This window comes from Flavobacterium sp. NRK1, from assembly GCF_024054175.1.
Taxonomy (GTDB): domain Bacteria; phylum Bacteroidota; class Bacteroidia; order Flavobacteriales; family Flavobacteriaceae; genus Flavobacterium.
This window is the reverse complement of sequence record NZ_JAMXLA010000001.1, coordinates 708,867-733,844: the sequence shown is the minus strand read 5'-3', so window position 1 is coordinate 733,844 and position 24,978 is coordinate 708,867. Positions and strand designations below refer to the sequence as shown.

21 protein-coding genes and 2 tRNA genes are annotated in these 24,978 nt (G+C 37.0%); 12 read left to right on the top strand and 11 right to left on the bottom strand.

Going from position 1 to position 24,978, the window contains the following annotated elements; translation table 11 throughout:
• Window positions 1–35 precede the first annotated feature (35 nt).
• Window positions 36–323, top strand: a complete 288-nt coding sequence (locus NHE85_RS03600; RefSeq protein WP_252809756.1) for a hypothetical protein — start codon at window positions 36–38, stop codon at window positions 321–323.
• 59 nt (window positions 324–382) lie between these two features.
• On the opposite strand, the gene NHE85_RS03595 is transcribed toward NHE85_RS03600, so the two are convergent.
• Window positions 383–553: a hypothetical protein gene (locus NHE85_RS03595; protein ID WP_252809754.1), complete on the bottom strand. Its 171-nt coding sequence runs from the start codon at window positions 551–553 to the stop codon at window positions 383–385.
• A gap of 63 nt (window positions 554–616) precedes the next feature.
• The gene (locus NHE85_RS03590) at window positions 617–2,152 is read right to left on the bottom strand and encodes a GH3 auxin-responsive promoter family protein (protein WP_252809752.1); all 1,536 of its coding nucleotides are present in this window, start codon (window positions 2,150–2,152) and stop codon (window positions 617–619) included.
• Between the two features lie 39 nt (window positions 2,153–2,191).
• Between NHE85_RS03590 and NHE85_RS03585 the strand changes: the two genes are divergently transcribed.
• Window positions 2,192–2,989 carry a DUF2797 domain-containing protein gene (locus NHE85_RS03585; protein WP_252809750.1) on the top strand — a complete coding sequence of 266 codons (798 nt, stop codon included), beginning with the start codon at window positions 2,192–2,194 and terminating at the stop codon, window positions 2,987–2,989.
• A 53-nt stretch (window positions 2,990–3,042) separates the two neighbouring features.
• Here the strand turns inward: NHE85_RS03585 and NHE85_RS03580 are convergent, their stop codons facing one another.
• Together NHE85_RS03580 and sppA are read right to left on the bottom strand one after the other, a co-directional pair.
• Entirely contained in the window at window positions 3,043–5,712 is a 2,670-nt protein-coding gene (locus tag NHE85_RS03580; RefSeq protein WP_252809749.1) for an AsmA-like C-terminal region-containing protein, read from the bottom strand.
• A gap of 50 nt (window positions 5,713–5,762) precedes the next feature.
• Entirely contained in the window at window positions 5,763–7,544 is a 1,782-nt protein-coding gene (sppA, locus tag NHE85_RS03575; RefSeq protein ID WP_252809747.1) for a signal peptide peptidase SppA, read from the bottom strand.
• A gap of 163 nt (window positions 7,545–7,707) precedes the next feature.
• Between sppA and folK the strand changes: the two genes are divergently transcribed.
• Together folK and NHE85_RS03565 are read left to right on the top strand one after the other, a co-directional pair.
• On the top strand, window positions 7,708–8,850 hold the full coding sequence (gene folK / locus NHE85_RS03570) for a 2-amino-4-hydroxy-6-hydroxymethyldihydropteridine diphosphokinase (RefSeq protein WP_252809745.1): 1,143 nt from the start codon (window positions 7,708–7,710) through the stop codon (window positions 8,848–8,850).
• Window positions 8,851–8,953: 103 nt separating this feature from the next.
• Window positions 8,954–9,598: an HAD-IA family hydrolase gene (locus tag NHE85_RS03565; protein ID WP_252809743.1), complete on the top strand. Its 645-nt coding sequence runs from the start codon at window positions 8,954–8,956 to the stop codon at window positions 9,596–9,598.
• On the opposite strand, the gene NHE85_RS03560 is transcribed toward NHE85_RS03565, so the two are convergent.
• Both NHE85_RS03560 and NHE85_RS03555 read right to left on the bottom strand, forming a co-directional pair.
• Window positions 9,588–11,654 (bottom strand): T9SS type B sorting domain-containing protein, encoded by a 2,067-nt coding sequence (locus NHE85_RS03560; protein WP_252809742.1) that lies wholly within the window; start codon window positions 11,652–11,654, stop codon window positions 9,588–9,590. The genes NHE85_RS03565 and NHE85_RS03560 overlap by 11 nt on opposite strands.
• 79 nt (window positions 11,655–11,733) lie before the next feature.
• Window positions 11,734–12,273, bottom strand: a complete 540-nt coding sequence (locus tag NHE85_RS03555; protein WP_252809741.1) for an RNA methyltransferase — start codon at window positions 12,271–12,273, stop codon at window positions 11,734–11,736.
• A gap of 228 nt (window positions 12,274–12,501) precedes the next feature.
• Here NHE85_RS03555 and mutS point away from each other — a divergent pair, with 228 nt between their 5' ends.
• From mutS to NHE85_RS03530, 5 genes are all read left to right on the top strand, one after another.
• Window positions 12,502–15,108, top strand: a complete 2,607-nt coding sequence (gene mutS, locus NHE85_RS03550) for a DNA mismatch repair protein MutS (protein ID WP_252809740.1) — start codon at window positions 12,502–12,504, stop codon at window positions 15,106–15,108.
• 50 nt (window positions 15,109–15,158) lie between these two features.
• Entirely contained in the window at window positions 15,159–16,196 is a 1,038-nt protein-coding gene (locus tag NHE85_RS03545; protein ID WP_252809738.1) for a hypothetical protein, read from the top strand.
• Window positions 16,197–16,344: 148 nt separating this feature from the next.
• Window positions 16,345–16,417 (top strand) — tRNA-Gly (locus NHE85_RS03540).
• Window positions 16,418–16,432: 15 nt separating this feature from the next.
• Window positions 16,433–16,518, top strand: a tRNA-Leu gene (locus NHE85_RS03535).
• Between the two features lie 358 nt (window positions 16,519–16,876).
• A complete protein-coding gene (locus NHE85_RS03530) occupies window positions 16,877–17,800 on the top strand; it encodes an NPP1 family protein (RefSeq protein ID WP_252809736.1) in 924 nt (307 codons plus the stop codon).
• Window positions 17,801–17,941: 141 nt separating this feature from the next.
• On the opposite strand, the gene NHE85_RS03525 is transcribed toward NHE85_RS03530, so the two are convergent.
• Together NHE85_RS03525 and NHE85_RS03520 are read right to left on the bottom strand one after the other, a co-directional pair.
• On the bottom strand, window positions 17,942–18,115 hold the full coding sequence (locus tag NHE85_RS03525; protein ID WP_252809733.1) for a hypothetical protein: 174 nt from the start codon (window positions 18,113–18,115) through the stop codon (window positions 17,942–17,944).
• Between the two features lie 267 nt (window positions 18,116–18,382).
• Window positions 18,383–20,518 (bottom strand): S46 family peptidase, encoded by a 2,136-nt coding sequence (locus NHE85_RS03520; protein ID WP_252809731.1) that lies wholly within the window; start codon window positions 20,516–20,518, stop codon window positions 18,383–18,385.
• Between the two features lie 90 nt (window positions 20,519–20,608).
• Here NHE85_RS03520 and NHE85_RS03515 point away from each other — a divergent pair, with 90 nt between their 5' ends.
• The 3 genes from NHE85_RS03515 to NHE85_RS03505 all read left to right on the top strand — a co-directional run bounded on the left by NHE85_RS03515 (window position 20,609) and on the right by NHE85_RS03505 (window position 22,269).
• The gene (locus tag NHE85_RS03515) at window positions 20,609–21,178 is read left to right on the top strand and encodes a Crp/Fnr family transcriptional regulator (protein ID WP_252809729.1); all 570 of its coding nucleotides are present in this window, start codon (window positions 20,609–20,611) and stop codon (window positions 21,176–21,178) included.
• A 102-nt stretch (window positions 21,179–21,280) separates the two neighbouring features.
• Window positions 21,281–21,715: a carboxymuconolactone decarboxylase family protein gene (locus tag NHE85_RS03510; RefSeq protein ID WP_252809726.1), complete on the top strand. Its 435-nt coding sequence runs from the start codon at window positions 21,281–21,283 to the stop codon at window positions 21,713–21,715.
• Between the two features lie 77 nt (window positions 21,716–21,792).
• Entirely contained in the window at window positions 21,793–22,269 is a 477-nt protein-coding gene (locus NHE85_RS03505; protein ID WP_252809723.1) for a GNAT family N-acetyltransferase, read from the top strand.
• A gap of 52 nt (window positions 22,270–22,321) precedes the next feature.
• Here the strand turns inward: NHE85_RS03505 and galE are convergent, their stop codons facing one another.
• The 3 genes from galE to NHE85_RS03490 are packed head-to-tail and all read right to left on the bottom strand — an operon-like array spanning window position 22,322 to window position 24,893.
• Window positions 22,322–23,335: a UDP-glucose 4-epimerase GalE gene (gene galE, locus NHE85_RS03500; RefSeq protein ID WP_252809722.1), complete on the bottom strand. Its 1,014-nt coding sequence runs from the start codon at window positions 23,333–23,335 to the stop codon at window positions 22,322–22,324.
• Window positions 23,336–23,337: 2 nt separating this feature from the next.
• Window positions 23,338–23,763, bottom strand: a complete 426-nt coding sequence (locus tag NHE85_RS03495; protein WP_252809721.1) for a hypothetical protein — start codon at window positions 23,761–23,763, stop codon at window positions 23,338–23,340.
• Complete coding sequence (locus tag NHE85_RS03490) at window positions 23,763–24,893, bottom strand: DegT/DnrJ/EryC1/StrS aminotransferase family protein (RefSeq protein WP_252809719.1); 1,131 nt, start codon at window positions 24,891–24,893, stop codon at window positions 23,763–23,765. The genes NHE85_RS03495 and NHE85_RS03490 overlap by 1 nt, the downstream gene beginning before the upstream one ends.
• Window positions 24,894–24,978: the final 85 nt, after the last annotated feature.

Below are 24,978 nucleotides of genomic sequence, written 5' to 3'. Positions count from 1 at the left end.
TTATTGTCGTACCTTACATAGCTAAATAATGCGTTATGACAAAAGCCGAAAAGAAGGTGCAGTTAAACAATCTGATTGCCGAATTCCTTAAAACAACAGATAAAGAACTGCTTGCTAAATTGCGGAATGACATCTATAAGGAAATTAATAAACTGCCAATGTCTTCAAATGACAGAAATGCTACCGAAGAGTCTATGTATTTATGGAACTATAATAGCGACAGGTATATAGAAAATCCTAAAAGTATTACGGTGCGCACTTCTCTTATGGCAGATTTTGATGCTATTGTAAAAACCGTTGATATTTCTTTACTTAGTAATTAAAAACTTTACATTATTACTCTTAGCGATACTATAAAAAAGCCACTTTTCAGTGGCTTTTTTTATGCGTTTTTCTTTTGAGCTTTAATTTGCTCGCTGAGTATTATTTTCCGTTCTACATGGCTTATGCAGCGTTTTTTGCCGCCACAGCTATAACGGTGCAGTTTTGGCCCGCAAGACCCTAATAGCATCAGAGCTGTAGCTCCAATTGCAAAAATGTATTTCCTTTTCATTACTCTTTTCGTTTTACAATTTTTTATTTAACAAAGATAATGCCATAGTGCTCACTATGAGTGTTATACCATATCTTCGGTAAAGGTATTTTGCATTGCTTTAAGTTGTTCTACATAGTGCCGCTCGTTAGACAGACGCGGAATTTTATGCTGTCCGCCTAATTTGTCCTGTTCTTTAAGCCAGTCATAAAAAAGTTTCGGACGTGCAACATTAAGCACCAGCGGATTTAATGTCATATTGTTGTAACGCTTAGCCTCGTAATCGGAATTAAGCGACTGTAATGTTTCATCAAGTACGTTTCTAAAATGCTCTGCATCGGCAGGTGCTTCTTTAAACTCAATTATCCATTCATGGGCACCTTTTTCCTTTCCTTCCATAAAAACGGGAGCCACGGTATAATCTATTACTTCATGGCCTGTTATTTTACATGCTTTGGCAATGGCAGTATCTGTGTTTTCTACCATGAGTTCCTCGCCAAAAACATTAATATGGTGTTTGGTCCTCCCGGTTACTTTAATACGGTAAGGATTTATAGAGGTAAACCTTACGGTGTCACCTATCATATATCGCCATAGTCCTGAATTTGTAGTAATTACTATAGCATAATTTTTATTAAGTTCTACTTCGGCCAAAGGTATTGTGCGCTGGTTTAGTGTACCGAAAGTATCCATAGGGATGAATTCATAAAAAATGCCATAGTCCAGCATTAGGAGTAATTCATTACTATCATTAGAATCCTGTATAGCAAAAAAGCCTTCAGAGGCATTGTATATTTCGTAATAGCGAAAATCTGCTTTTGGCAATATTTTTTTGTATTGGTCACGATAGGGTTCAAAACTTACGCCCCCGTGAAAATATACTTCCAGATTAGGCCATATTTCCAAAAGGTTGCCTTTTCCTGTTTCTTCAAGTGCACGGTTCATAAGTACAAGCATCCATGACGGAACACCGGCGAAACTGGTTACATTTTCATTAATGGTTTCTTTTACTATGGCGGGCAATTTGGTTTCCCATTCGCTCATTAATGAAACCTTATTGCTTGGTGTACTGCTAAATTCTGCCCATATGGGCATGTTGTCTATCAATATGGCGGAAAGGTCTCCAAAGAAAGAGTTATTGTCTTCATAAAGCTGTTTGCTGCCTCCAAGGCGAAGCGACTTTCCGGTAAACAACTGCGATTCTTCATTGTTGTTAAGATAAAGGCAGAGCAGGTCTTTTGCGGCTTTATAATGACAGTCTTCAAGAGCATCGGTACTTACAGGTATAAATTTACTTTTGGCATTTGTTGTGCCGCTTGATTTGGCAAACCATTTTATGGGAGCAGGCCAAAATACGTTTTGTTCGCCGCGTCGTGTCTGCTCTATGGCAGGTTCCAGATCTTCATAGGTAGATACAGGTACCCTCTCTGAAAATGTAGTATAACTTTTTACAGAGCCAAAGTCGTGTTTTTTACCAACAGCAGTGTTTTCCGCAATGCGGATAAGGCTCATAAGTAACTCTTCCTGAACCTCATTAGGATATTTAAGGAACAACTCTATCTGATGTATCCTCTTCTTAAGTATCCAAGAGGCAATTGAATTGATTATTGGCAATGCCATATTTAGTATCTTTATGCCCATAAAAATACTAAATTTTCCATGCAATACGAAGGTGTTCTAACAAAAATGCAAACTGAGGCCGGCAGCCCAATACAATATTACCTGGTATTTGAAAACAGTTTTTTGAATGTTAACCAGTTACTGGGTAAAGATATTGAGATTAATTTTATGGGTTTTTACTGCCTTAACTGCAGCAAAAAAAAGAAAATTTACCGTCAGGGTTTTTGCTATGACTGCTTTTACAGTTCTGCTTCGGCAGGTGACTGGATCATGCGCCCTGAATTAAGTACAGCCCATTTAGGAATTGCTGACCGTGACCTTGAGTATGAACAAAAAGTACAGTTACAGCCACACATAGTTTACCTGGCAGCATCAAGCGATATGAAGGTGGGGGTAACCCGAAAAACACAGATGCCGACACGCTGGATAGATCAGGGGGCATCATGGGCAACTCCATTAGTCGAAGTGCCTAATCGTTATCTTGCAGGAATTACAGAAGTTGCCTTTAAAAATCATTTTTCGGATAAGATAAACTGGAAAAAAATGCTTTTAAATGAAATTGTACCTATAGATCTTCTTGCAAAACGAAATGAAGTAAAGGATTTATTACCTGATGAAGTAAAGCCTTATTTTGATACAACAATAGAGAAATTATATGTACTTGAATATCCTGTACTTGAATATCCTAAGAAAATAGGTAAGAGCCTTAATCTTACCACAACGCCTATATATAACGGAAAATTGATGGGCATTAAAGGACAGTATCTCATTTTTGAAGATGGTACTGTATTTAATGTGCGTTCTTATGAAGGGTTTGCAGTTCAGATAAATGTTTAATAGTTATTTAAAAAAATGAAGCCTGTTATTTAGCAGGCTTCATTTTTAATATTTTACTCTTTTTTATCTTTTTTCTTAAACAGCCCTTCTATTAGTTTTCCGGCTGCTTCCTTACCTTTTTCTTCAATTTGTTTTTGCGTTTCAGCGTTAGTTTTAGGGTTTGTTGTTTTGGTAGTATCAGTGTTTGATTTATTACCGCCAAACAATTTATTTAAGGCATCGGCTCCTTTGTCTTTAGCCTCGTTAATATATTTATCTTTTTGCTGCTGTACTAATTGGTTGGTAAGATTAGCAGCCGATTTAGAAAGGTCTGTACTAACTTTAGGGTTTTTGAACGTACCGCTAATTACAGCATTTACAGGAATGTTTATTTTACTTGGGTCTCCTTTTATAGAAGTTATAAGTTTATTTACATCACTGCCAAGATATTTTGCCGGAACGTTAAACCCTATATTGTAATTCATTGACTGATCAAATCCATGTGTACCCTGTAGTTTTATGTCGATATCCTGGTACTTAAGGCCGATAGGTTTTATTACTACCTTTCCGTTTTCAAAACTAAGATTTACTTTTTTATTTAGGTCTATTTTTTTAGGATCTAAAAACTTGATGTTTGAAGTAAGTGCATTAAGTACTTTGGAATTTTCAGGATTTACAGAGGTTTGCGTAAGCTGCCCCATCAGGTTTCCTGTTAGTGTATTAAGGTCAGGAGTCATTTCTTTTGCATCAAGATTTCCGCCCACGTTGATAGTAGTATTCAGTTTACCTGTTATTATTCCCGCAATTGGCGCAATAGATTTCAGCATATCAAGCTGAGTAAATGACTGCGTAATATCTATATTGTTTAATGAAAGATCCATGTTGAATGTAGGAGTCTTTCCTTTTGTTGATACATTTCCGTTAGCACCTATCTGTCCGCCAAAAATAGAAGTCTTTACATTTTGCAACGTTACAGCTTCATCTTTTATTATCATTTTACCCGATACCTTTTCCAGATTTAGGTTGTCATATACGACTGTTCCTGCATTAGCTGTTATAGTACAGTCAAGAAAAGCAGGTATCTTAATTGCATCTGAAGCAGTAGTGGTTTTAGTTACGATTTCTTTATCAGAACCCTGTTCGTTTGTTTTTGTAACAGTAGTTTTAGGAGCTTCAGGAGCCATGAAATCGGTTACAACAAGTTTGGTAGAGTTCATTGCAAAATTGCCTTTAAGTGTCTGGTCTTTAAACACAAACCCATAAAAGTTATCAAGTGTTCCGGTAACTGAAATATCTGAATTCCCTGTTACAGCATCAAACCTGCTTAATGTAATGCGGCTTGGGTTAAACTGAACATTTGCCTGATTGATTTTTAAAGGTTTGGCAAGCCCGTCTCCGGAATAGGTAAATTCGCTCAGGCTTATGCTTCCGTTATTTTGAATTTTTTCATACTGGCTGGTTTCAACAGACTTCATATCGAATTTTGTTTCTACATCTGCTTTAAGTATTCCCGAAAGCGGAACATCAAGCTTTACAGGATATGCCTTAGAAACATTGCTAAGATTTACAGTTCCTTTTAGCCTGGCATCTACCAGTGCATTTTCTACAATATTTTTTATAGTAGCTTTTGCATCAAATACGTCCTGATCTATTCTGAATGAAAGTTTATCAAGATTTACATAAGTATCATTAAGTACTCCTGTTTCATTAATAATCTTAGTGTCTATAACAATATTCTGAACTGATTTTGGAAGGTCAGGATATTTGAATGAAGCATTATCTGAAGCAATGGCAATATTAAACTTCGGCACCGAATTGTCACTGTTCAATCCGTTTACTTTACCATTTACAGTAAAATCGCCTTCAGTCTTTACAGAGGCCAGATTTCCTGAGTAGGCCTCAGGCACTAGCCCTAAAAAGTTTTTAAATGATGAGGTTGGAGTTTTGAAAGTAAGGTCAAATTGCTGTCCATTATCTTTAAGTGCTACACTTCCGTTAAATTGTAAAGGCAGTTGGTTAATAAGCGCTTTATTATCTTTAAAAGTATAAATGCTATTATCCAGGTCAAGCCCAAGAACCGCGTCAAGGCTAAGTGCTACATTTTTCATGTAGTTTGTTTTGTCCATAGTTAAAGACAGCTTAGCAGTGGTTTTGGTGTCAAGGTCCAGTTTATTGGCGGCCATATTTCCGCTCCCTTCATGATTAAGGCTGTCTATAACCATATTGATCTTGGAGCCTTCATCATAATATCTGAAACGCAGATTTTCAACTTTATACTTTTGCATATTAAGGGCAAAAGGCTTGCTTTCTTTCTGATCGGCAGGTTTTTCTTCTTTATCCTTAATGGCAATATCAAAATTGCCTATACCGTCTTTATTAAAAAGTATATTTACAACACCATCTTTAGTACCAATGTATTCAATATTCATAGGTTCGCCTTCGCTCTTAAAAAGCTCCCTGATTGACATGTCAAGATCTACTCTGCCCATGTAAACAAGAGTGTCACCCGCAAACGGAGCTTTATTTATTACGCTAAGTTTTTCTATAATAACATTCGCTTTCGGGAAACTTTTAAAAAGACTAAGGCTTACATCATCAACTGCAACTGTAGCATCTACATTTTCATTAATTGATTTTAAAACAAGTTCTTTAATCTTGTCTTTAAATAAAAAAGGTGCTGCTGCCAGTGCAATAATAATTACCAGTAAAACAATACCGGTCCATTTTAAAACTTTCTTAATCATGATAACTGTTTAATTTTCCTCTAAGATAGCAATTATAGCTTTAACGAAGATTATCTTATGTTTATTTCGTAAGGTAATATAACTTGTGTGCCTTTTAGCTGGCTTACACGTTTTATGCGGTCAAATACCTTGTAATTCTCTTCGCCTATTTCTTCTTTAATGAATTCTTCTTTGGTTTTTGCAAACGGTATTCCTGTAAGATTACCTAAAAGCTTATGAATATCCCTTTCAAATTCAGGATAGTTATGTGTATAATAATCTGTTGTTTTTCCCAGCTTTGCAGCATATTTAATAGCAGCATCAAGTCCGCCTATTTCATCTACAAGTCCGTTTTTAAGTGCTTCGGTTCCACTCCATACACGCCCCTGTCCAATAGCGTCAACCTGATCGATAGTTAAATTTCTCCCTGCAGCAACACGGCTTATAAAAGTAGTATATACTTTTTCAACACCTTCCTGAATTATTGCTCTGGTGTTATCTTTTAGAGGCGTAAACGGACTGTAGCCTGCAGCATTTTTATGTGTGCTAACCTCTTCTGTATGTATACCTATTCTGTTAGACAGTTCTGTAAAGTTTGGCAGCATTCCAAACACCCCAATAGAGCCTGTTATAGTACCTTCTTCAGCAAAAATGCGGTTGGCATTGCATGAAATATAATATCCGCCCGATGCAGCCACATTACCCATAGAAACTACTACAGGTTTTACCTTTTTGGTAAGTTCAATATCCCTCCATATAAGTTCAGATGTTAGCGCGCTTCCACCCGGAGAATCTACACGCAGTACAACAGCTTTAACATCTTTATTTTCGCGGGCTTCTTTAAGTGCTTTTCTCATAGCGTCTTCGGTAACAACATTAACGTCGCCTTCCCCGCTTCTAATTTCACCCTGGGCGTAAATAATAGCTATTTCATCTGTTGCATCAGATAATAGATCATTCATTGCAGTAGCCTTTACATAATCCAGAATAGCAACGCTCTTATATTCGTCCTCTTTTTTAAGTTTTAAGGCTTTTTTAATACCTGCCTGAAATTCGTCTAAATAACCTATTTTATCAATAAGTTTTGTTTCTTTTGCCAGTTCCGGAGTACGTGCACCAAGCCTGTCAGCTATGCTGTTAAGGCTGTCAACAGGTATTTTTCTGCTTTTTGAAATATCTGTAACTATAGAAGTCCATACTGAGTTAAGTAATGCAGTTATCTGTTCCCTGTTTGCCGGGCTCATTTCGTTGCTTAAAAAAGGTTCTACAGCACTTTTATATTTTCCATGACGGATAACTTCCATTTTAATTCCCGTTTTTTCCTGCAGGTCTTTATAAAACATCACTTCAGATGAAAGTCCTTTAAAATCTACCTCGCCAACAGGATTAAGATAAAGTGTATCGGCAACAGAATTCAGGTAATAATCTTTCTGAGAATATCCTTCAGAATACGCAACAACAAATTTTCCTGATTTTTTAAAATCATCAAGCTCATCGCGTAATGCTTTGTTTTGAGCAATGCCCAGCATAGAAGAACTGTTTGTTATAGTAATACCTTTAATTCTGTCGTCTTCTTTTGCGGCATCTATAGCTTTAATAACATCCATAAGCCCTTCTTTAGGCTCAGAATCAAACATCGCAAAATCTTTATATTTAAATTTTCCTGAATAATCGTTAGTAACATCTTTAAGGTCAAGCTCTATAACACTGTTGTTTTCAATTTTTACAACTTCGTCATTACCTCCACTGGCAGCGGCAGCAATTATTCCGACAAGAATAATAATAAAGAAAAAGATGAAACAGAAAAGAAATATTCCTACTACGGTAGAAAGTACATTTTTGAAGAACTGCATAATGAAATGTATTTAATTTTTTTAATAGGTCGCATATATATAAGATATGTTACACAATACGAAGATAGAATTTTACAAGATGTTTGGTAAAAGCTCTTTTAAAATTATTAACACTTGCTAATTATTTTAAAACGCATGCTTTGTTTTTGTTTACTTTGCAGTTATGAGATTTCAAAACAAGGCTATACTTTCGTTAGGCAGCAATATGGGTAACCGTCTGGATAACCTGCAATGGTGCATTAATTATATTCATAATCATATTGCAACTGTAGTAAAAGTTTCAGGGATTTATGAAAATCCTTCGGTAGGATTTTCGGGGGAGGATTTTTACAATTGCTGTATCCTTATACATACTCAGAAAAGTGCGGTACAATTGCTGGCAGAATTACTAAAAGCGGAACTTGAAGGCGGAAGGGTTCGTAATCCTGATGGTGGTTACAGTTCACGAACTATAGATATAGATATTATTGCTTTTAATAATGAAGTTATAAACAACGATACACTTGAAGTGCCGCATCCGCGAATGCATCAGCGTAATTTTGTTTTGATCCCCCTAAGGGATGTAGATTCGCATTGGATACATCCGGTATTTAAAAAAGATATTGCTCTTTTAATAACAGAATCGGCCGATACAAGTACATGCGAATTTGTGTTGCAGTTGCCCACTCCCTTAGAAGAGTTTCACCCCCAACAGCATAGTTATATTGCTATAGAAGGAAATATAGGTGCGGGAAAAACAAGCCTTGCAGGTAAACTTGCTGAAGATTTTAAGGGTAAGATAGTATTGGAGCGTTTTGCTGATAATCCTTTTCTTCCACAATTCTATAAAGATCCGCAACGCTATGCTTTTTCGCTGGAAATGTCTTTTCTGGCAGACCGGTACCAGCAATTAACCGACGACCTTTCTCAGGTTGATCCTATGGCTGACTTTGTGGTAGCCGATTATCATATTATTAAATCGCTCATTTTTTCTAAAGTTACTTTAGGAGGTGATGAATATACGCTCTACAAAAAGCTATTTGATATTATGTATGGCGAAATGCGCAGGCCCGGACTTTATGTGTATCTATACCAAACTACCGAAACGCTATTGGCGCATATAAAACTACGTGGTCGAAGCTACGAACAGGAGATTGAAGCGGACTATCTGGATAAAATAAACCAGGGATATCTTGATTATATTAAAACCCATAGCGGACTGAATGTTCTAATTATAGATGTTTCTAACCGTGATTTTGTACACAATCAGGAAGATTATATTTGGGTTTTAGAACAGATAAATCAATATGTTCATAATAATGGGTGATTTATTTATAATGATTTGAATTTTGTGAGACTGAAAAAATTGTAATATTATACTGTAACAAAACCATCCTGCGTTATACTAACAATCAATCATCAATCAAAAAATGAAATCATATAAATATATAGTATTCGATTTTGACGGTACTATTGCCGATTCACGGAATTTGTTTATCTCTATTTACAACGAACTTGCCCAAAAACACGGATATTTACCTCTAACAGAAACCAATATATCGCAATTGCGTTGTATGAGTATAAGAGAACGTTGCAAGGCACTTAAAGTGCCGTTGTTTAAAATTCCTTTTTTAGCATCGGTAGTTATAAAAAAGTATAAGCAGGCTTTACCCATGCTTCAGTTTAATGATGGCATGAAAGAAGTTTTGTTGTCATTAACAGAAAACAAGGTAAAGTTTGCTGTGCTATCCAGTAATTCTAAAAGTAATATCGAGCAATTTTTTAAACAGAATGATATTAAATGCAAACATATTTTCTGTTCAAAGAGTATTTTTGGCAAGCATACACTCATCAATAAATTTTTAAAAGAAAAAGACCTGAAACCTTCTCAGATACTTTATGTAGGCGATGAACTTCGTGATGTAATTGCCTGCCGCAAAACTGATGTTAAAATTGCCTGGGTAAGCTGGGGCTATGATAATGCTGAATTGCTTAAAAATAATAAACCGGATTATCATATTGACGATCCGGCTCAGATATTAGCGTTGGCATTGGGCCATTTAGTTATCGTATAAGGCTGAAGTGCCCTTTTATTTCGTCACTTTTACTGTCTAGTTTTATTACATACCAATAATCGGTCGCAGGAAGCTTATTGCCGTTAAATGTGCCATCCCAGGTACGGTTACTTTTATTAAGTGATGCTACAATTTGCCCGTAACGATCAAAAATATTTATAGTAGCCTCGGGAAAAGCACTCATCCCGGCTAATGTAAAGTTGTCATTAGTATTATCGCCGTTAGGGGTAAAAAATTTAGGTATCATATACACCGCAAAACTCATTTCATCATTTCCGCAGCTGTTAATAGAACGAGCATAAATAGTATGATTGCCGGGATTTAAATTTGCGAATACATTATATGCTTTAAAAGGCCCATTATCTAATGCATATTCATAATTAGATAAGTCAGGATCGGCCATTATAGCAGTGGCAACATCAGTATTTACTTCAATTCGTATAATATCGGCAGAAGGCAGGGTAGTAGCAGTTATAGTTTTAACAGCACTGCAACCGGCAGTATTTGTAATGTTTACGGTATATGTTCCTTCGCTATCAATGTCAATACTTTCTGTTGTCTCTCCGGTAGACCATGCATAGGTCATTCCTGCAATACCTGCGCTTATTGTTCTTTTTGCGTTTTCACAAAATTCTACGTTTTCATCCTGAGGATTGGGTGTATCTAATACATCAACGGTTATGGCTTGTCTTGCTGATGCAGGGCAGCCATTATTTACAGCTTCGGCATAAAAAGTTGTAGAATTGGTAAGGTTTTGTGTTGTAAAAGGACTTCCGGTTCCTAATAATGTTCCTCCGGTTGCTGCATCATACCAGTTTATAACACCTGCCGATGTTGTTGCTGTAAGCTGTGCTGCTGTATAGCGGCATACGGGCGCTGCTGCATCTGTTACTAGTGTAGGTGGAATGTTTATAGTTGCTATAACAGCTGTTCTTGTTCCGGTAGTACAGTCGGCAGGAAAAGCCGACGCATAGTACGTTGTAGTTTCTGAAAGTGATGAGGTTGTGTATTGTGCAGTGTTAGAGGCTAAAAGGTTTCCTCCGGTTGGTGCATCATACCAATAAACAGGGCTGTTGTTTGCAGATACAGCTTGTAGTGTAACACTTCCGTCGCCACATCGTGCTGCGCCTGTGGCAGAATTTAATTTCACCACCTCAATTGTGGTGCTTGCGGAAATATTTAAAATGGGATCACCGGGCATACCGCCAAATTCAACCACATAACCTTTAGGTTCATAATCACCTCCGCCACTGCCGCCATTTGGCAAGTCATTCCATGAGCCTGCTATACCTACGCCCGGAGCCGTAATGTGGGCATAATCTTCATCACCTGAATTATTAGGTTCACCCGAATTCCAAAAAGCAAAATTGGGCGTAGATCCATTAATGCCTCCGTTCCAGAATATTGTTCCCGCCTCAGGGCCTGTCATCCATTTCCAAACGCCTTCGCTGGCAGCATCACTGCCGCCTATCCAGCCTGTGCCGGTTGCCTGTTCACCGCATAGCTGTGCTTCATCAGCCGAAAGCAATGTGGCAAGATAGCCCTGAAGTCCGTAATACGTAGTGTTTTCGGCAGCAATCTTTGCGTTTGTCCATAATATACCCACAGAAGAAATAAATTTATAGTAATGCTTGGTTGAAGGCAGGTAATTGGCATCGCCAAGTGTTATTGAAAAGGTACGTATGCCCGCGGAAGGATTTGCAGATGTATTATTGTAAACAACATTTTCTACCGCGTTTATAAGCGTACTGTAAGGCAGCTGTTGTCCGCCTGCACCTGTTATGCTAAGTTTAGCAGAAGAAACATTCCATTGTGCCAATACGCCCGGTATAGTAGTGGCTAAACTAAGCTGATCCTGTCCGCTGACATAACCTGATGATATTTGTATATAAACAGCTTGTGCGGTAGTATCGTCAGGATCTGTAATATTAAAAGCAGTTGTTATATTGAGCGGTGTCCCGGTGCAATATTGTTGTGCTCCTGTTGCGGTAACTGTCGGGGAAATATTTACTTGTGCAGTAATGGTTTGTATGCCTGCAGTAAATACTATTGACAATAACAGATGCGTACTATTATGCAACCGGGAAAAAAAAGGAAAAAAATTCTTCATTTAGTAAAAATAGCGAATTATGTACTTAACCTGTTGTTGTATAGTTTTTTTGAAAGATATCCCAAACTACTATACCCGCACTTACCGAAATGTTGAGGGAATGTTTAGTTCCTAATTGGGGAATTTCTATAGTACCACTGCATAATTTTATAGCTTGCTGTGATACCCCTTTTACTTCGTTCCCAAAAACAAGAGCATATTTTTTATCCTGTTCGGGTGTAAAGTTATTAAGGTAAACCGAATTCTCAACCTGCTCAATAGCCCATACTTCCGTTTCTTCAGCTTGTAGTTTAGTTATAACCTCAAGAACGTCTTTTGCATATTCCCAGGCTACGGTATCGGTAGCGCCAAGAGCAGTTTTATGTATCTCTTTATTAGGAGGGGTGGCGGTTATGCCACACAGGTATATTTTTTCAATAAGAAAGGCATCGGCAGTACGAAAAACCGACCCGATATTGTGCAGGCTTCTAATGTCATCCAGAATGAGTATTAATGGTGTCTTTTCTGCTTCTTTAAAATCGGCTATGCTTTTTCGTCCCAGTTCGCTATTGGCCAGTTTTCTCATTTTTCGTGTGTTTAAAAATGCAAAGCTAAACAAATAAAATAACCATTTCTGTTAAGAGCGGCTATCTGCAATTGATACTATAGTTATTACCTTTTTTATTATACTTTATTTTGCCGTGCATATAATATAAAATCGGCTTTTATGGTTAATAAGTGGGGAGCGTAATGGGCTCTATGTTTGCTTTTTTTTAGTTAAATTCGCCCTCTAAGCAAATTAAAACTTATTCCATTGGCTACTAAAGTAAAAGCACCGAAAGAAACTCCCTTAATGAAACAATATAACGAGATCAAGGCAAAGTATCCTGATGCCTGCCTGTTGTTTCGTGTAGGCGATTTTTATGAGACTTTTGGTGAAGATGCTGTTAGGGCAGCCGGAATATTAGGAATTGTACTAACCAAAAGGGGAGCAGGAAGTGAAACGGAAACAGCATTGGCAGGATTTCCGCATCATTCACTAAATACTTATCTGCCAAAATTGGTTAAAGCAGGATTGCGTGTTGCAATATGCGATCAGCTTGAAGACCCTAAAATGACTAAGACCATAGTTAAACGTGGTGTTACTGAACTGGTAACTCCGGGTGTTTCTATGAACGATGAGGTTTTACATTCTAAGAGCAATAACTTTCTGGCATCGGTACATTTTGGTAAAAGGACTCTTGGAGTTTCATTTCTTGACGTTTCTACAGGAGAATTTCTTACTGCACAGGGTAATGAAGAATATATAGACAAACTATTACAGAACTTTAGTCCGAGTGAGGTATTGGTGCCTAAGGCAGAGAAAAATAATTTCAGGGAGATTTTTGGTGACGATTTCCATACTTTCTTTCTTGAAGACTGGGTATATAAAGAAGATTATGCTTTTGAGAATCTTACGGCGCATTTTGGTACCAATTCCCTTAAAGGTTTTGGCGTAGAAGAATTACAGGAAGGGATTATAGCATCGGGTGCGGTGCTGTATTATTTATCAGAAACACAGCACAACAAGGTTCAGCATATAACTTCCATCCAGCGTATTGCAGAAGATGCCTATGTTTGGATGGATCGTTTTACAATTCGGAATCTTGAATTGTACCAAAGTCCAAACCTGAATGCTGTTACACTTCTGGATGTTATAGACCGTACACTTTCGCCAATGGGCAGCCGTTTATTAAAACGCTGGCTTGCACTTCCGTTAAAAGATGCTAATAAAGTACGCGCCCGTCACGAAGTAGTAGCTTATTTAAAAGAGAACAGCGGCACGCTGCAAAAAATACACCAGCAGATAAAACAGATATCCGATCTGGAAAGGCTAATTTCTAAAATAGCTACAGGAAAGGTTAGCCCGCGTGAAGTTATTTATCTTAAAGACTCGCTGGATGCCATAGTACCTATAAAGCAGCTTGCGCTTGAAAGTAATAATGAAGCATTAAAAGCTATCGGCGACAGTTTGCATGCCTGCGATCTGCTTCGTGAAAAGATAAAAACCACGCTGAACCCTGAAGCCCCGGTTGCAATAAGTAAAGGTAATGCTATTGCGAAAGGAATTCATCCCGAACTGGATGAATTGCGCGCCATAGCCTATTCCGGTAAAGAATATCTTGAAGGTATTGAAAAAAGAGAGTCGGAACAAACAGGAATATCATCATTAAAAATATCGTTCAATAATGTATTCGGTTATTATATAGAGGTTCGTAATACACATAAAGATAAGGTTCCGGCTGAGTGGATTCGTAAGCAAACGCTTGTAAATGCAGAACGTTATATAACTGAAGAGCTAAAAGAATATGAAACCAAGATACTTGGTGCGGAAGAAAAAATACATGCTTTGGAAACCCAGTTGTTTGAACAATTGGTGGTGTGGATATCTACCTATATAAAGCCGGTACAGCTTAACGCGAGTCTTGTTGCGCAGGTGGACTGTCTGGCTTCGTTTTCGCAGCTGGCTATAGAAAATAAATATGTATGCCCGGTTATAGATGATAGTTTTGATCTTGAAATAAAAGAAGGACGACACCCTGTAATAGAAAAACAACTGCCAGTAGGTACTCCATATATAACAAATGATGTTTTTCTTGACAGAAGTTCACAGCAAATTATAATGATCACTGGTCCGAATATGTCGGGTAAATCTGCAATACTGCGCCAAACGGCTTTAATTGTACTGCTCGCTCAAATGGGTAGTTTTGTGCCTGCCGAAAGTGTTCGTATGGGCATTGTAGATAAAATATTTACAAGGGTAGGGGCTTCTGATAATATCTCTATGGGAGAATCTACTTTTATGGTAGAGATGAACGAGACCGCAAGTATTTTGAATAATATATCTGACAGAAGCCTGATTTTATTAGATGAGATTGGCCGTGGTACCAGTACTTATGATGGTATTTCTATTGCCTGGGCTATTGCAGAGTTTTTACACGAACATCCGGCGCAGCCAAAAACGCTTTTTGCAACTCATTACCATGAGCTTAATGAAATGCAGGATATTTTTGAGCGCATCCAGAATTTTAATGTTTCTGTAAAAGAATTAAAAGATACGGTGCTGTTTATTCGTAAACTTGTAAAAGGAGGATCGGCGCACAGTTTTGGTATTCATGTAGCCAAGATGGCGGGTATGCCTCAGACAGTTATACAGAAAGCCCAAAAACTTCTTAAAAAGCTGGAGAAAGATCATTCGGGAGAAGCATTAGGTAGCGGAAAGGCAGAGACAAAAGATGAATTGCAGTTGAGTTTCTTTAATCTCGATGATCCATTGCTTGAAGAGATTAAAGAAGAGATAATGAATCTTGATATTAATACCCTTACTCCTGTTGAGGCTCTAATGAAGCTAAACGAAATAAAAAGAATGTTGGTTAAATAAAACAACAAAACCCTGGGTTTTACGTTCATAAAATAAATTAAAATTATTGTATGAAGTACCTTACACGTTTTTTATTTTTAGTAATATTTTCTTTTACAAATCACTTAACGGCCCAAAGTTTAGGAGAGCACTACAATAATCTTGTAAATGAGGCTGAACTAAGTATTACAGAGGGTAATTATAAGCAGGCACTTAATAAATATAAAGAAGCCTATACAACAGGCGTTGGGTTTGGTGTTGATCTTTATAATGCAGCCGTTTGTGCCCATAAAGAAAAAAATACGGAACAAGTTCTCGCTTTTGCAGATAAACTTGCCGGTAAAGGGGTAGGGGCAAAGTTTTTTAAAAGAAAAGTATTTGAAAGTTATATTTCTGATAAGGCCTTTCAGAAAGTGATACATAAAGCTGAAAAGGTGAGGAAAGAAAAGATGCAGGCTAACAGTAAATACCTTGCAGGTCTGAATGAATTTGGAAAACGGGATTCAATATATAATAAGCTTAGACTGACTAAATATCATGATGAATGGAAGCTTCCGGATACTCTGGAAAATCTTTTCAGGGATAATACAAGAAATATGCTTGATTATATAAAGAAGAATGGCTTTTATTCTGAAAAAAAGTTAGGGGTTCATATAGCTTCAGATACCATGTTTGGTGAAATAAGAAGACCGGATATTGTATTTCTTCATTATCTGGAAATGGGACGCGATAAAAACTTACTAGATGAAATTAAGGATATCTATATAAATAAGATGATAAGCGGAGATATTAAACCTTCTTTTTTAGCTGGAATCATAGAGCTTTCTAATCAGGTTTTCGTAGAAACAGGCGGGTATATTTTTAATATATTTGAATGTCAGATATATAAACTGAGAGAAGTGCCTGAGTTCGATGAAATTAATAGAAGAAGAAAGACGTACCTGCAATTAAGTCTGGATGATTTTGAAAAGAAATTAGTTTTTAAGTATTGCCGCAATAGTTATTTTGATTTTCACTACACACTTATAAATCGTCCTGTATCTAAAGAAGATTACTTCTATTCGAATTCTGATGTGATCGGTAATGTGAAAGATTGTAAATTGAATTAAGACCTTTAAAAAAAACTTTTTAATTTAAGCCGAACGTTATCAGAAAGTTATATTTTTTAGGTATTTTTTTTCAAAGAAACGTTTGCAGAATTGAAATTTAGTGCTACATTTGCAACCGAATTACTGAAACAAACAGCGGTAAGCAAACGCGAAAATAGCTCAGTTGGTAGAGCGCAACCTTGCCAAGGTTGAGGTCGCGGGTTCGAATCCCGTTTTTCGCTCAAACTACTAATAATGCTCGAGTGGTGGAATTGGTAGACACGCTGGACTTAAAATCCAGTGGGTAGTAATGCCCGTGCGGGTTCAAGTCCCGCCTTGAGTACAAAAGCCTTAAATGAAAGTTTAAGGCTTTTTTTGTGCTTATAAATTACATTCATCAATCTATCTTTCCTTAAAATCTTCCAGGTTTAAATTGTAAATCTGTCTTCACTTTATGCCAGATAATTTAGGCTTTTTTGTTATACCGGATTTTAAAAATATCTAAAAAAAGCATTTTTAATTAATCTTTAATGATTGATTTACAAGGCTTAACGTTCTTAATGTTATAATGATAATTTAAAAATGTTTTAGAATAATGTACTTAACACTGTTTCATGTTCTTTGTGTTAAAGGTTATGGTTCAGTGAATTGCTATTAATAACAAATCAGATTCTAAAACCAATTCAACTAAATTTTAAATTATGAAAAACAATTTTATTAAAGTATTGGCTGTGTTTAGCATAGTCTTTTTTTCTCGGTGTTCGGCACCTTCTATGGAAGAAGATGCAGACGAAGTAATTTTTAACAGAGAAGCAAAAGCTAATGTAAACACTTTTCTTAATTGTGCATGTAGCGAGAGTGCTACAAAAATATCCGGGAGTGATGCTGCTAACTGGGCGGCTCAGTTTGCGCCTCTTGTAAAATTTGACCGTGCAGCGCCTGATTATCCAACGTCTGTAGAAGATATATGGGATAGCTCCAGCCCTTCTTCTATAACCTGTGGTTCTACTCTTGCCCTTACTGATATTATATCGCCTTCTCAACCTGTTTTTCCAACTTATTTCGATGTACAGCAACATCCTACTGACTCTGACAAGGTCTTCATTGATTACTGGCTTACATATAAAAATCAACAGCCATGTGCGGCTGGTCAGGGTGGTCATAATTATGATTGGGAGCATGTAGTAGTACAGTTTAGAAAATCTACATCAAAAATTATTACTGTGACATATTTTCAGCATGGAGGGTGGTATACCAAAGACTGGAGAAACGTTGCGGCAGGCACCAGGCTTGTGGCCTTTGTGGGTAAAAAAGCACATGGAATGTATCATAACTCACGCTCAACAAGCTTTTTTGGTTATGAGTGTACTTACTATGGTGATTACAGAAATCCTGCTGATTCAGGGGATGAATATGGCACATGGAATAATCTTGTGCAAATGAATTGTTCTAAAACAGAATTCAATTTCAGCGGTGTATGGGGCGGATCAGGTAAGGGGCCGCTTTTCCGCGATCGCGCTTACTGGAACTTCGCGGGATGCAATGGCTCAGATGGCCTTTTCGGTACAGATGGCTGCAGCCAGTCTGATTTTGCTGTGGGTACTTTAATAGGCAGCATCAACTAAATAATACCTTTCCTTTTTATCTGATTTGTTATTAATAAAACTGTCTCAGTTATGAGGCAGTTTTTTTACTTTTTAAAAACATATAAAAATAAAAAAGCCCCCTATCGGGAGCTTTAAATACTTTACTAGTCTCGCTAATTCTTAGTGAGCAGCAGGAGCTTCAACTTCTGGAGTAGCAGCAGCAGCAGTATCAACAGCAGTAGTGTCAACTGTAGTAGTTTCTTCAACAGCTGGAGTCTCTTCAACTACAGTTTCTTCAGTAGTAGTTTCTTCTTTAGCAGTTTCTTTACAAGAAACGAAAGAAACACTCATCATTGCTACTAGAGCTAGGCTTAAAACAACTTTTTTCATCTTACTAAATTATAAAGGTTAATTATTAATTCGGAGCAAAGATATAAATTTTTTAATATCACAAAATATTTAACGCAAAATTTTTTTTAAATCTTTTTCCCTTTAAATACAGGCGTTTGCAAAGCTTCTTTTGCTTTTCCGCGTTAATATGATACAATGTATGCCCTGCTATTATTCTTACGCAGATAACTTAGTATTAACTAAGTATTTTGGGTGTCAAAAAAAGAGGGGTTATTTACCTACAATTTTCATTTCATCAACAAGGTGTTTTGCACCTGCATACTTGTCTATTATAAATAATACATATCGCATATCTACCATTATATTTCTGCATATAGACGGGTCATAATATATATCACTCATAGTGCCTTCCCACACACGGTCAAAGTTTAAGCCTATAAGGTTTCCTTTTGCATCTATTGCGGGACTTCCGGAATTACCTCCTGTAGTATGATTCGTGCCTATAAAACAAACCGGCATTTTTCCGTTTTCGCCATAGCGGCCATAATCTTTTTTATTATATAAGTCTATTAGTTTTTCCGGAACGTCAAATTCATAATCTCCGGGTACATATTTTTCCATTACACCGTCTAGATAAGTTACCGGCTTATAATAAACCGCATCCCTTGGCTCATAGCCGTTAACTTTTCCGTAGGTTACACGCATTGTACTGTTTGCATCCGGGAATATGCGCGCATCTTTAGGGCTTAATTCTAATATACCCTTCATATAAGTACGTTGCAGTGAGGCAATCTTTAAATTAATCTCGTCATATTTAGGGGCCACATTGGCAACAAAGGCATCGGTAAGCGCTTTTACAAGCTGATATCCTTTGTCTTTATTAAGGCGCTCTATTACTGTTTTGGCATCGCCGCTTAGCAGTTCTTTTACGCCTTCATAAGATGTAAGTTTAGACTGGCTGTAAATTTCAGCAGTCATAGCTTTATAATCTTTATTGATTACCTCAGCCGGTAAAAACTCTTTTGGAGACTTTGTAGCATATAGTTCTATAAGCTGCTCAAATATCTTTTCATCAACATTCTTATTAAAGTCTCTATAGGTTTCTTCAAGTGCAGCCAGTGTATTATTTCTCCTGTCTGTAAACGATTGTTCTCCACGTGCATCATAGATCTGTTCAAGCTGGTATAACCTGTAAGCAGTAGTAAGCAATTCTGTATTACGCAGTACAACTTCAATAAAATAATCCCTGCTTAGTGCATAAGGAGCTATCTCGTTGTAATTTTTCTCAAAATCTCTCATCAGGCTGCCATACTCGTCCTGTTTGCCTGCTTTGGATACTTTGGCAAGAAAATCTTTTTCATAGGCTTTTTTAATGGCTACAGCATTGGTTTTTTTAAGTCCCTGGGTTTCGCCTATCCATTTCTTCCAGTAATTGGCAATGCTGGCATATTTTGCTGCATATTGAATTTTGATCGCTTTATCTTTACGCATAAAGCCATCGGCTACTTTAAGAGCGGCATCCCTTACTTCAATTTTAGCAGGGTTAAGGCTGTTTACAATTTGCTCTACAGCAACAGCAGGTAAATATTCACTTGTTCTTCCCGGATAACCAAATACAAGTGTAAAATCATTTTCTTTAACGCCACCTATAGATACCGGGAAAAAGTGTTTAGGTATATATGGGACATTATCAGGAGAATAATCTGCAGGTTTGTTGTCTTTATTGGCATAAATGCGGAACAGTGAGAAATCTCCGGTATGCCTTGGCCAGACCCAGTTGTCTGTATCCGATCCAAACTTACCTATTGATGAAGGCGGAGCCCCAACAAGGCGTACATCTGTAAAAGTTTCGGTTACAAAACGCATATACTGGTTGCCTTCATAAAAAGTACGGATACTGTTACCCTGCCATGACTCTTTTGGTAATGTATTAGTAAGTCGGGAAATGTTTTGTTCTATTTTTTTCTGTTTGTCTTTTTCGTCAGTAAGAGTGCTCACTCCTTCAAGAACCTGAGAGGTAACATCTTCTATTCTAACAATAAAAGTAACTTCAAGATCGGGGTTTGGCAATTCTTCAGCCAGGCTCATTGCCCAAAAGCCGTTGGTTAGGTAATCATGTTCTACAGTAGAGTGTGATTGTATTTCGCCATAACCGCAGTGGTGGTTGGTAAGCAACAGTCCTCTTGAAGATATGACTTCAGAGGTACATCCTCCGTTAAATTGCGGTACAGCATCTTTAAGGCTTGAATGGTTTACATCATAAATGTCTGACGCAGACATTTTCATGCCAAGGCTTTTCATTTCTTTTTCATTCATTCCTTTAAGCAGCGAAGGTATCCACATACCGCCTTGTTGTGCATAGGCAGGAAGAACAAGTAATAAGACAAGTAGTCGTAATAATCTCATAGTTTGATTTAATTATTTTAGCGTTGCGCAAGTTACACATTATTTATAAATGGGTACAATTTGTATATTTATGCCATATCTATAAGTACCATGTTTGATGCAATTGTTACACATATAAAAAAACACATTAACCTTAGTAGAGAAGAGGTTGATTTGTTGCTTTCATCGATACAGATAAGGGAGCTGAAAAAGAAAGAGCATCTGCTTGAAGCCGGACAAATATGCAATGAAAATTATTTTGTAGCACAGGGTTGCTTAAGAATGTATCTTATGACTGATAAGGGAACAGAACAGGTTATACAGTTTGCTATTGAAAACTGGTGGCTTACAGATTATGTGAGCTTTAAGGGAGAATGCCCTTCAGGATTTTATATTCAGGCTGTAGAAAAAACGAAAGTTCTTTCATTTACAAAAAAAGCTCAGAATGAGTTGTTTGAAAAAATCCCACAATTGGAACGCTATTTCAGGATTGTTCTTGAAAAGGCATACTCTGCCCAATTGACGCGGATACATTATATATTTAATTTGAGCGGTGAGCAGCAATATCATTTAATGAACAGCAGGCATCCTGAATTTGTACAGCGTGTACCACAATATATGCTGGCTTCTTTTTTGGGTATAACGCCTGAATTTTTAAGTAAGCTGCGGGCAAAAAAATAATTTTAGAACAAGTTCATTTCTTAATCGTGATTAAGTTTTTTGATAATCTGTTGACGGAAATTTGTATTCGACAAATTAGATAACAAATTAATAATAAACGTCATGGAAAAAAGAATGAATTTATTTAAGGTAGAACCGGATGGGTATAATGCAATGCTGGCTTTAGAAAAATACATTGCAGGTACAGAACTTACCAATACTCATAAAGAGCTTATTAAAATCAGGGCTTCACAAATTAACGGCTGTGCCTTTTGTTTAGATATGCATACTAAAGATGCACTTAAATATGGCGAAAGCCAGCAACGTATTTTTACATTAAATGCATGGAGGGATACACCTTTCTTTTCACCGGAAGAGCAGGCTATACTGGCATTAACGGAAGAAGTTACACTTATACCAAACCATGTTTCTGATAAAACATATAATGATGCGGTATCGTTATTAGGCGAAAAATATGTTGCCCAGGTTATAATGCTTATAATTGTAATAAACGGCTGGAACCGTATTGCAATTACTACAGGGCTGATGCCTGCATAATTTTTTTAGATTCTTTAAATTTTAGGCTCCTGCAATATGCAGGAGCCTTTTTTGTTGTAATACTTATATATTTGCATATGATTTTTCAGGAAATAACGCTAAGACAGGCTGTACAGGCTGATCTTTCGGAAATGAAGCAGCTTTACCGGGAAACCATACTAACTGTATGTGTAAATGAATATGACGATGAGCAGCGAAATATGTGGGCGGCATCGGCTGAGAAAACAGATCGCTGGATAGATTTAGTTAATGACCAATTGGTTTTGCTGGCAATAAAAAATAATGTAATTGTTGGCTTTGCCTCATTGCGTGATGGAGATTACCTGGATTTTATGTATGTGCATAAAAATTATCAGCGGCAGGGTATTGCTCAACTATTACTTAATGCAATTGAAGATGAAGCAAAAAAATTAAACACCAAAATTATAACTTCTGATATAAGTAAAACTGCCCGTCCTTTTTTTGAAAAGAAAGGTTACAAAGTGATAAAAGAACAGGAGAATATTCGGGGTAATGTGATGCTTGTCAATTATAAAATGATGAAAGAACTATAAAAAGAAAATCCCGGAACTGTTCCGGGATTTTCTTTTTATGTCTTAATGATAATTAGCTTCTTATTTTTTGCTCCCATTTCCAGGCAGATGCCAGTGCTTCTTCTAAAGATAGCTCTGCTTTCCAGCCTAATACATTATTTGCTCTTTCTGTATCAGCATAGGCTTCTGTAATATCGCCCGGGCGTTTGTCAACTATTTTGTAGTTAAGTTTTTGTCCGCTTACTTTTTCAAAAGCATTTATAACTTCAAGTACAGAACTTCCTTTACCGGTGCCAAGGTTAAATATTTCTACCTTATCTTTATTTTCTTTATTTATAAGGCGCTTTAAAGCTGTAACGTGTGCTTTGGCAAGATCTACCACGTGAATATAATCACGTATGCATGTGCCGTCCGGAGTAGGGTAGTCAGATCCGAAAACTGATAATTGTTCTCTTAAGCCTATAGCTGTTTGTGTAATAAAGGGAACCAGGTTTTGCGGAGTGCCTTTTGGAAGTTCTCCTATATTTACAGATTCGTGAGCCCCAACAGGATTAAAGTAGCGTAAAAGTATAGAATTAATGCCAGTCACTTTGGCAACATCCTGAATAATTTCTTCGCCTATTTGCTTCGTATTACCATAAGGCGACATAGCTGCTTGTATAGGCGCACTTTCTGTAATAGGCATTTTTTCGGCTTGGCCATATACTGTACATGATGAGCTGAATATAAAATGTGACTCTGGTTTAGCCTGAAGTCCCTGGAGTAAATATACCAGCGATCCAATATTGTTTTCATAATACAACAGCGGATTCTCAACACTTTCTCCCACAGCTTTAGAAGCTGCAAAGTGTATAATTCCTGATACATCGCTGTATTTTTCAAAGAAGTCCTGAACTGCAGTCTTATCACGAAGGTCTATTTGTTCAAAATCGGGTTTTTTACCTGTAATAGCTTCAATACCGCTAAGTACCTCTATAGAGGAGTTAGAAAGATCGTCTATCACGACTACGTCAAAACCTTCATTTTGAAGCTCTACAACGGTATGTGATCCAATAAAGCCCAGACCGCCTGTTACAAGAATTTTCATATTTACTCGATTTTTTTTGGTTTTATTGTAAAGTCAAACAGATATTTGCCTTTTTTATCTTTGTAAGTATATTTTAGAAAAATACTATGCTTTCGGAAATCTTCCATTTCAGGACTGGCATCAACATTTTCCTGTGTTTGCTTACTCAGTGCTTTTTCAGCTTTGTTTGTATCTATTGTTATAGAATCTTTATCAACTGTTACAATTGTATAATAATAAACAAGCGTAAGTGGGTCTTTAATTACTGATGTGCTGTCTAATCTGGTGTCACGATCTACCATTATAACACCTTTCTCATTGATTTCTTTGCTTGTGCTTATAAGTCTATTATAAGGGTTACTACTTCTTGTGACCTGAATGGCTGTCACAATACCTATACCTAGGGCAATGCCGATAACTGTTTGCCATTTCTTTTTTGATTTTTCCATTACGCCAAAAACTCAAGAATGCTGTCTGTGATAAATTTTATCTGCTCGTCATCCAGCTCAGTATGCATTGGTAATGATATAACTTCTTTTACCAACTGATTGGTTACAGGGAAATCAGATTCATTATAACGCGTATCTGTATATGCTTTCTGGCTGTGCAGCGGTATAGGGTAATAAATAGCACAAGGTATGCCTTTATCAAGTAAATGCTGCATAAGAGCATCTCTGTCGGCATTAATTATCCTTAAAGTGTACTGATGGAATACATGGCTGTCTTTGTCGCCTTTAACTATAGGGGTAATTATATTGGCATGGCCTGCAAAAGCATTACTGTATTTTTGTGCGGCTTCCTGTCTTGCATTATTATAGCTGTCAAGGTTAGGTAATTTAGCATTAAGCACCGCTGCCTGTATGCTGTCAAGCCTTGAGTTTACCCCTACAACATCATGATGGTAACGCACATACATACCATGGTTAACGATGCCTCTTAATTTGTGGGCAAGTTCATCATCATTAGTAAATATAGCTCCGCCATCGCCATAACAACCCAGGTTTTTAGAAGGGAAAAAAGAAGTAGAGGCTACATGGCCTATAACACCTGCTTTTTTCTTAGTACCATCGGCATATTTATAATCAGCCCCAATAGCCTGTGCATTATCTTCAATAACATATAAGTTATGTTCTGCTGCAAGTGCCATTATTGCTTCCATATCGGCAGCCTGCCCGAAAAGGTGTACAGGTACAATAGCTTTGGTTTTTGGTGTAATAGCTTTTTTAACAGCTTCTATAGAAATATTAAAAGTATCAGGCTCAACATCTACCAAAACAGGAGTAAGCTGCAATAATGCAATAACCTCTACAGTAGCAGCAAAAGTAAAGTCGGCAGTAATAACCTCATCACCGGGTTTAAGATCAAGACCCATCATTGCAATTTGTAATGCATCGGTACCGTTTGCGCACGGAATTACATGCTTAACATCAAGATATGTTTCCAGGTTTTTCTGAAAAGTGTGAACCTGCGGTCCGTTAATATATGCTGTGGTATCTAAAACTTCCTGTATAGAAGCGTTTACAGTATCTTTAATCTGGTCGTACTGGCTTTTTAAGTCGACCATCTGGATTTTTTTCATTTATGCAGAAATTATTAATCAACGCAAAACTACTAATTTAATGACTGCCTGCCAATGAAAATAGTATAAAGTGTGTAATTTAGCA